8 protein-coding genes are annotated in these 7,749 nt (G+C 49.3%); 1 reads left to right on the top strand and 7 read right to left on the bottom strand.

The window, feature by feature from the left end; genetic code table 11:
* From WBA89_RS25220 to WBA89_RS25190, 7 genes are all read right to left on the bottom strand, one after another.
* On the bottom strand, positions 1–2,141 hold a 2,141-nt coding region (locus tag WBA89_RS25220; RefSeq protein ID WP_424410277.1), incomplete at its 3' end, for a LysM peptidoglycan-binding domain-containing protein.
* 590 nt (positions 2,142–2,731) lie between these two features.
* A complete protein-coding gene (locus tag WBA89_RS25215) occupies positions 2,732–3,193 on the bottom strand; it encodes a tRNA (cytidine(34)-2'-O)-methyltransferase (RefSeq protein WP_424410276.1) in 462 nt (153 codons plus the stop codon).
* A gap of 246 nt (positions 3,194–3,439) precedes the next feature.
* Positions 3,440–4,591, bottom strand: coding sequence for a glutamate--cysteine ligase (gshA, locus tag WBA89_RS25210; RefSeq protein ID WP_424410275.1), 1,152 nt, complete (start codon positions 4,589–4,591; stop codon positions 3,440–3,442).
* A gap of 153 nt (positions 4,592–4,744) precedes the next feature.
* Positions 4,745–4,951: a hypothetical protein gene (locus WBA89_RS25205; protein WP_424410274.1), complete on the bottom strand. Its 207-nt coding sequence runs from the start codon at positions 4,949–4,951 to the stop codon at positions 4,745–4,747.
* Complete coding sequence (locus WBA89_RS25200; RefSeq protein ID WP_424410272.1) at positions 4,941–5,198, bottom strand: DoxX family protein; 258 nt, start codon at positions 5,196–5,198, stop codon at positions 4,941–4,943. The genes WBA89_RS25205 and WBA89_RS25200 overlap by 11 nt, the downstream gene beginning before the upstream one ends.
* Positions 5,199–5,219: 21 nt before the next feature.
* Positions 5,220–5,489: a hypothetical protein gene (locus WBA89_RS25195; protein WP_424410271.1), complete on the bottom strand. Its 270-nt coding sequence runs from the start codon at positions 5,487–5,489 to the stop codon at positions 5,220–5,222.
* Positions 5,490–5,682: 193 nt separating this feature from the next.
* Positions 5,683–6,495 carry an SDR family oxidoreductase gene (locus WBA89_RS25190; protein WP_424410269.1) on the bottom strand — a complete coding sequence of 271 codons (813 nt, stop codon included), beginning with the start codon at positions 6,493–6,495 and terminating at the stop codon, positions 5,683–5,685.
* Positions 6,496–7,056: 561 nt separating this feature from the next.
* Here WBA89_RS25190 and WBA89_RS25185 point away from each other — a divergent pair.
* Positions 7,057–7,737: an NAD(P)/FAD-dependent oxidoreductase gene (locus WBA89_RS25185; RefSeq protein WP_424410268.1), complete on the top strand. Its 681-nt coding sequence runs from the start codon at positions 7,057–7,059 to the stop codon at positions 7,735–7,737.
* The last annotated feature ends 12 nt before the right edge of the window (positions 7,738–7,749 follow it).

The raw sequence follows: 7,749 nt of genomic DNA, 5'->3' as shown, positions 1-7,749 counted from the left end.
GCCACGATTGGCGTGCCGATCGGTCCTGCAATATCAATTCCCCTGTGCATCCGTCCCCAACGCCAGCCGTAGCCAGAAGTGAGAACGCCCTTAGCCGGCCAAATAAAGCCGTTGGCAGACCGTTGTTTGCTGCCGTTAGGCAGATAAGTATCAGGGCTCGAAAGCGGAGGCAGTTCCGGAGAAACCATGCGTCCCAAAGACGGGTTGCTCAGGGGGTCGTAACCTTGGGAGCCAAAAGGAGCAGTTGCCACTACCGGCGGTTGCTGAGTAGAGTTCGGCGTGAGGTCGATCGGTTGCAGTTCCGCGGCGCGAGCTGGATCAAAACGCTCTTGCTGCTGCTTCTGAACCTGCTCAGACCAAGCTCTAGAAGGCGGTCTGCTGATTTCGTTCTGCACCGCCCCAGCGTACTCGGGGGTGTAGAGGTCGGGATTGACGCTTGGGAGTTCCTGAGACGGGTTGCTCGATGCGAAAGTCGTCTCCTGTTCGGTGGGAGTCAGCGCCACTGCATTTATCCCGATCGAATTGCGTTCGGCGCGGTATTCCTCTCGCAGCCTGACAACTTCTGCCCTCAAGCGTTCGGCATAAGGGTTGAGAGCCGGCCCGGCCCGAAGAGCCTCCGAATTCGACTCAGGTAAAGCGTTAGCGGGATCGACATTTAAACCCTGGGCGCTATCCGGCAGAAAGCTGACCGGCTGGGGGTATTCTCCCGTAGCGATGGCGGTAGCAGTTGCACTTGCCGGCTGAGGCAGGGCACTGGTGTCAACTGCACCTGTAAATGTTGGTTCGCCTTGAAGCTCCAGTTTACCGGGGTCGCTAATAGTTTGAGAAACTTGAGTTAGCGAAATGCTGTTGATTTTGGGAACCATCGGCGCTGAAATATTGTTCAGGCCTTCCAAGTTACCTAGGGGAGAGACAACAGGCGCTGTAGGAGCGGATGCTGCTGCGCCAGCGTCGGTCATTTCCGGGGTAGACGAGCTGAGGTTCAAAGATGCGGGAACCGAAGCTGCGGAATTGACAGATGTAGAGTTGGAGGCAGAGTCAGAGGCTGCCGCCTGCACCGCTTGATTGTTCGATCCAACTTGGGGAATTTTCAGCCGTTGATTTACATTCAGCAAGTTGGGGTTGCCGAGCCTGTTGGCTGCGATCAGCTCCTTGGGGGATACGCCGTAACCTTTGGCGATCGCCAGAAGCGTATCTCCCGGACGCACGCTGTAGAGCACCGTTTCCGCGGCGGTGCTGCCTGCGGGGGGGACTACCACAGCCGAAGGCAAACCGGGTGTTACCAGAGACTGTTCAATTGACTCGAATGTTCGATCGCCAGATCCCGATCGATCGACCCCGGCATTAGGAATTACAGTTGTCGTACCGAGGTCTAGAATTGCTGTCTGAGTAGGAGAATCTGGGGATGCCAGAGTCGGTACTGCAGCAGGTGTAGATGAATTTGTTCCCGCTTCCGACTCCAACAGGGACATACCTGATGCTGTGGTGCGGTTTTCCTGTTTTTTCAAACTGTCGATCGCCCCGTCGTCTGCGTTGGGGTATTCGATCGAGCTTTGTGCCGGCATCCCCGTCGCCAGCTCGGGCGCGACAGTTGGCTGCCCCCATCGGGCTGTACCGTCCAACGACTCGGAGCCAGTCAGATTTAACTTTTGTTCCGGATCTAGCAACGCAGTATTACCTGCGTTCTGTTGTAGCGCAGCAGCCGTCTCAGTCGGAATTGTGAGTTCTCCGTCAACTTCAATTGCGCTATCGGGCTTGATGCCGCTGACAGTTGCTAGTTCCTTCGGTTCAACTTCATAATTCCGAGACAAGTCCCAAAGGGTCTGCCCCCGTTGAACCTTAACCCCTGCCTGTTCGGCCCACGAACCATCAACTTGTGCCGAGGTAGCGGGTCCATTTGGCGAAACTGGTTGTACTTCAGCGGCGGATTTTGCTGTCGGCGCGAGTTCAGACGCGCGAGCGCTGTCTCCGTTTCTCGGCAGCAGGATACCTGAAGCACCTACGGATATTGCCAGCCCTAACGTGGCGAGAGAGCGAACTCTGCCAGTGCTGAGCGTTGTCTGCTTGGACGGTTCTGCTGAACCGTCTCCGTCGATTTCACTAGCCTGAACAGGCTTAATTTGGGGATATGTTCGTTTCAAAAAAACGACCTCCTACTGAGAAGCGCTAACTGTCCTTGGAAACACTCAAGGGTATCTCATGACGCTGAATTTAAATCAACCACCAAAAATATTCTGATTGTTGACAGCTATCATGACTTAGGCAAGATTACCCTGCTTTTTTAATTTAGACAAGCTCGAACCGTAATTAATTTTAAAATTCTCGGTCAAACCTGCTGCAATTACACCCAAAAGCCTTATGCCGCAATAGCTGGAACGAATACAAAAAATTTGCGTTCCGGTAAGGCTAAGACTCTCACCTATTGTCAAACTCTATGCCAATTTCCGGACAGCCTACAACCGTATATTTACTAGATATCAATAGCATTCAGGCACTAGCAGGCGATCCCTGCCGATCTAAGTCCCTGAAATCCTCTATTTTTGCTGCTCAATCATCTTGCGAGGAATTTGGTATTGGTGATAACAATATGTTCTTGGATGAATAAAATATATTAATCGGAGCTATCTACAGTTTCACCCGTTTGATACAAATTTCTTATATTTAAATCAAGGTTTAGCAGCCCCTAGCAGCGATTAAATATTTATATGTGTATGTAGGTGTCGATCGAGATTTATCCGAGTTCGCCCAACTGTCGTTTAGCCTCAAATAAACCCACAGCAGCGCTGACAGAGAGATTCAAACTCCTAACTCCAGGCTGGCTCATGGGAATAAAAACTGTGGCATCGCAGGCATCTAAGACGAATTGGGGAATGCCGACAGTTTCCGAGCCAAACATCAGCCAATCGTCGGGCTGAAATTGAAATTCGGCATAACTGCACCGCCCGCCAGTGCTGAATCCGATCGATCGCCCCCCTCGCTGTTGGCGACAAGCCAGAAAAGCCGCCAAATCTTCGTGACATTGGAGGTTAACGTAGGGCCAGTAATCTAAGCCAGCGCGTTTCAGGTAGCGATCGGTAATTTCAAAGCCCAGCGGGCCGACTAAATGCAGTTGGGTGCCTGTAGCAGCGCAAGTGCGGGCAATATTGCCAGTATTCGGGGGGATTTGCGGGTGAATCAAGACAAGTTGGGGCATGAAGCTAACTAAAAACGCAAAAGACAGCTCTGGGGAGAAGTATAAATATACCTAAAAGTAGATAGCAGTTATAGCTTTTATTTATAACCTCTGTAAAGTGCGATTGATTAAATATTCTGATTTGTTTTTTGGGGCTGTGCTTGGCAAATTTTTCATTCTCCCAAAATTCCGGCTGTGGGGATTGTGGGCTGAGTACGCACGGCCAGGGGCTAGTGAGAAGCCCCCGCGATGGGAATGGCAGGTAGTTTAGGCAACTAACTGGGCGCACAAATTGTCTTCGAGCTCCCATTCTTGGTGAGCCATGCCATCAATCCCTTGGAGAATAATGCTGCGGGTGTCCAAACCGTCCTCGTGCAGCTTCAACCACTGCTGGGCGGTGTTACCTTCCCGGAGAATCTTTTTGAGAGGCGAGAGAAAGCAGCTAAAGCCGCGTTTCTTGGCAAGAGGCAACACCTCCTGGTAAATTTCCTCAATCCAATCTCGTGCCAAAATCTTTCTGCCATCTTGCCAGTGGATGAGTTCGGCATCCAAACTTTGCCGGGATGCAGAAATTTCGTTGGCATCTGTGAGAGCAACTAAGTCTTGGTTGCGGGTAGCCGCCGGCAAGGTGCTCAGTTGTAAAGGATCTAAACTGGGGTCTTCCATCAATTGCCAAATGCGAGCTTCTAGCAAGGCAGTGATGGCCAATAAAGCCAGAGGATTGACTTCGAGGTCGCAAATTCTGAGTTCGAGGCGGTTGAGACAGTAGGGGCGCCGATCGCCGTTGGGCCGCACAGCAGACCACAAATGGCGGACATTTTGCATGGTGCCGAGTTCTAACTGTTCTTCAGTCCACTGGATGTAATGCTTGTGACTTTCAAACAGGGGGACGACGGCGGGAGTTTTGGGAAACAAGCCCCAGCGAGTGGAATGGTAGCCCGTGACTTCGCCGTCGAGAAACGGAGAAGAGGCGCTCAAGGCTAGGTAAAGCGGTGCTTCGACGCGGGCGAGGCGGATGGCGCGCATCAGCAGTTCTGGTTGGGAGATGCCGATGTTGATGTGAATGCTGGCGGTAACGACTTTGGTGCCGTAGGTTTGCTCGATGTAGGTGTGGTAGGGGTTGTTGGGATCGGAGCGGTAAAATCGATCGCTCCCGCCGAGAGATAGGGTACTTCCCGGTAGCAAGGTATAGTCGCCCAATTGTTTGAGATACTCGCGCAGCCGGACTCTGGGCTTGACTAGGGCGCACAGCAGGCGATCGTAGCTGCACAGCGGGGCAGTCGTGTACTCCACATTGCGGCTATCAGGCTCCCGGACAAATCCCTCTAAATCGGCGACTATGCGATCGGAAAGACCGACAACCTCACCTTCGGGCGTGCCGGTATACATTTCTACTTCAAAGCCTTTTGATAGCAGCACGTTTGTTCCTCAGATAATAAGTTGAGTGCTAGTTTCTAGTATCCCAAAAATTGAGCTGTTCGTACTATCTGCCGCGAGGCAGAGTTGTAATTTTTGGTTGTTGTTAATGAAACCGGGTGTGCGGGGGCGAACTTGGGTTGAGCGTTTTGCGTGTTAGCAGCAGATGCAAACGCTGACAATGCCAACAGTTTCCGGGGCGGTTGTAGAGTCACAAAGGCTGTTTGTTCGATCGCGGGCGTGTTTGATTCGGCCTTGGTGGCGATCGTACTTGCGGTGAAGGGCATCCCTCCCAATTTTTGGAACAGACATCTCCGGTAATGCTTGCCGATCGAGCTCGCTTGCAGGTTCTTTATCCTCCAAAAATCAAAGCATCCAGCGAATAGGCACCAGGCCCTAAAACTGCGGTCGCCACCAGCATCAAACAGTACATAAAAGCTTTCTCCCAGCTTGGCGGTTCGCCCTTGCCATTTGGCCCTTCATACTGCCCTTGGGGAATTAAATAGGGATCGCTAGCCACAAAAGGCAACCCTTTGGATAAATCTAAATAAATCGCGAATAGCATAGAACCGAGAATCGGCAGACTTGCTAATAGCGTAAGAAATCCCACAATCAGACAAACTCCGCCAGCTCACATGGAAGCTGCTGAGAGAAAGCACAGAAACAGCGGCATTTTCATAGCATCAGACCACTCTCGAAGATGTGTTATTTTTGGGTAGCCGTGCAGCACAAATAGCCCGCCGAAACCAACTCTCAGCAACAAAAGTGCCCAGCCGAGAATGTCGGTCGGAAACACAGGATTGAGTGAACTGAGCAGTTTTAAACTTAGTTCTGGTAGATGAGGTGAAACTTGAGCGAACAGCAGCGCGATCGCCACACCCAGAGCAAATTTGTAAATCATTTGGTCATTTCCAGTCGATTGAGATATTCTAAATTGGACATTATTAAACATCTATTATACTGCTGTTCCAAAAGGTTGTAAAAAATAGGCAGGATGCCTGTTCCACAAGAATTATGGGAGAGGTCTATTGCAGGTGGCGAGAACAGCTTTATTGACACCCGCAAGTGTTGAGATCGATCGCATATAATCTCGATTAGCCGCCCGCTGCAAACCCTGGATACAAAGTCATGCCGCCATCCACAAATAGCGTTTCACCGCAGACATAATCAGAGTCATCAGAAGCCAGCCAAACAGCAGTTTTAGCGATATCTTCCACTACCCCAACTCGACCGTAAGGAATCAGTTTTAATAGCTTTGCTTTCGCTTCCGGCGTATCCCATGCTGATGTATTGATGGGGGTTTTGATGGCCCCTGGCGCAATACTATTAACTCGAATTCTCTGGGGTGCGAGTTCTTGGGCAATACTCCGCATCATCATATTTATACCGCCTTTACTGGCAGCATAGTTGACGTGACCCGCCCAAGGAATTACCTCATGTACTGAACTCATGCAAATAATTTTGCCCGCAGCCGCAGAAATATGAGGCTGTACGCCCCGCCGCAAAAATTCTTTAGTAGCTTCGCGAGCACACAAAAACTGTCCGGTTAGGTTGACTCCAATCACTAGGTTCCAGTCGTCGAGTGTCATTTCTGCAAAGGACGAATCTTTTTGCAGGCCTGCGTTATTAACCAGGATGTCGATCGTACCAAATTCTTCGATCGCCTGACCGAACATAGCCTTAACTTCGTCTTCTTTGCTGACATCGGCACCAATGGCGATCGCTTCTGCACCCCCGGCTTTGATATCCTCGACAATTTTCTGCGCCTCTTCACCTCCAGAGTGGTAATTGACTGCAACAGATGCGCCGGCTGCAGCTAAAGCACGGGAGATCGCTTCGCCGATACCAGAACTTCCGCCCGTTACCAGAGCTTTTTGACCTTTAAGAAGCTCAGGGGAAAAGCTCATATTTTTTCTCCGTCATTTTGAAAATTTATTTGATATTTATTATATAGACTCTATTAGTCAAATTGATAACAAACTTGTGTAAAATTTGCCATAAAAATCTTTAATAGAAGAGATTGCTTTAGGTAAAATTTATGCTAGTTATACCGTCTAGCCTTTACCAATTAAATTTATTTATACCTTAAGAAATATATAATTTTATATTATGTCTTTCTTAAGGCAGATACCTTTGAATAAGAATTACCTCTAATATCATGTCCTGTCAATTTACCGCAGTCAGATTCGATCGCGCGTGCGGAGTTGGGTTGTCCCCAGGGAGCGGACACTGACTGACGCACGCGCGAACCATTTTGGTTTGGCGATCGACCGAACACGATCTAAGTTGAAGTTAGTTAGAATCAAGCTGCATTTTTGTATATAGCAATCCTAAATCATTTGTGAATTTCTTACTCCCTCCCCTTAGCAAGGGGAGGGTTGGGGTGGGGTAAAAAGTTTACGACTCATTTAGGATTGCTATAATAATTAGTGCATCCAGAAAATTATCAAATTTAACAAACAGACAGTATGATGAACAACACAATCTATCAAACTGTAATTGTAGGTGGCGGCTTTGCTGGACTATTTACAGCTTTGCACTTGAGCCACCAACACTATCCCCGTTCTGTAATTTTGATCGAAAAAGAGGATCGCTTTTGTTTTAAACCGTTACTTTACGAATATTTTAGCGGCGAAATGGGTGCAGAAGAAGTTTGGCCGCGCTATGAGGAATTGCTAAAAGGTAGCGGTGTCATTTTTGTTAAAGATACCGTTCAATCCATCGATTTACAACAGCGAGAAGTCAAAGTAACATCGGGAGATTCCTACAATTACAGCAATTTAGTTTTGGCTTTAGGTAGCGTTACAGGATATTTTGGAGTCGAGGGCGCGCGAGAAAATGCGTTTCCTCTGCGTACCGGAGAAGATGCGATCGCCATTGACAAACACCTGCGCGACTGCTTGCAACAAGCTCTTCAGATTCAAGATGCCCAAAAGCGCCGCAAATTCCTGACTGTCACCGTAATAGGTGCTGGAGCTTCCGGGGTGGAAATGGCAGGTACATTAGGCGATTTAGTGCCAAATTGGTATGCTGCTATGGGCGGCAATGCAGAGGAAGTACGAGTCGTTTTACTGAATCACGGCGAGCAAATCCTTGATAACGATATTAATAGTCATACCATTTCTCTAAAATCATGCAATACTCTTTGACCCCCCCTAGCC

Source organism: Microcoleus sp. (genome assembly GCF_049646505.1).
Lineage (GTDB): Bacteria > Cyanobacteriota > Cyanobacteriia > Cyanobacteriales > Microcoleaceae > Microcoleus.
This window is presented reverse-complemented; position numbering and strand designations above follow the sequence as displayed.

Bases quoted from the DNA above. Each gene is read 5' to 3' on its own strand.
- WBA89_RS25195 (WP_424410271.1), bottom strand. From the start codon at position 5,489: ATGATTTACAAATTTGCTCTGGGTGTGGCGATCGCGCTGCTGTTCGCT.
- WBA89_RS25215 (WP_424410276.1), bottom strand. From the start codon at position 3,193: ATGCCCCAACTTGTCTTGATTCACCCGCAAATCCCCCCGAATACTGGC.
- WBA89_RS25190 (WP_424410269.1), bottom strand. From the start codon at position 6,495: ATGAGCTTTTCCCCTGAGCTTCTTAAAGGTCAAAAAGCTCTGGTAACG.
- WBA89_RS25185 (WP_424410268.1), top strand. From the start codon at position 7,057: ATGATGAACAACACAATCTATCAAACTGTAATTGTAGGTGGCGGCTTT.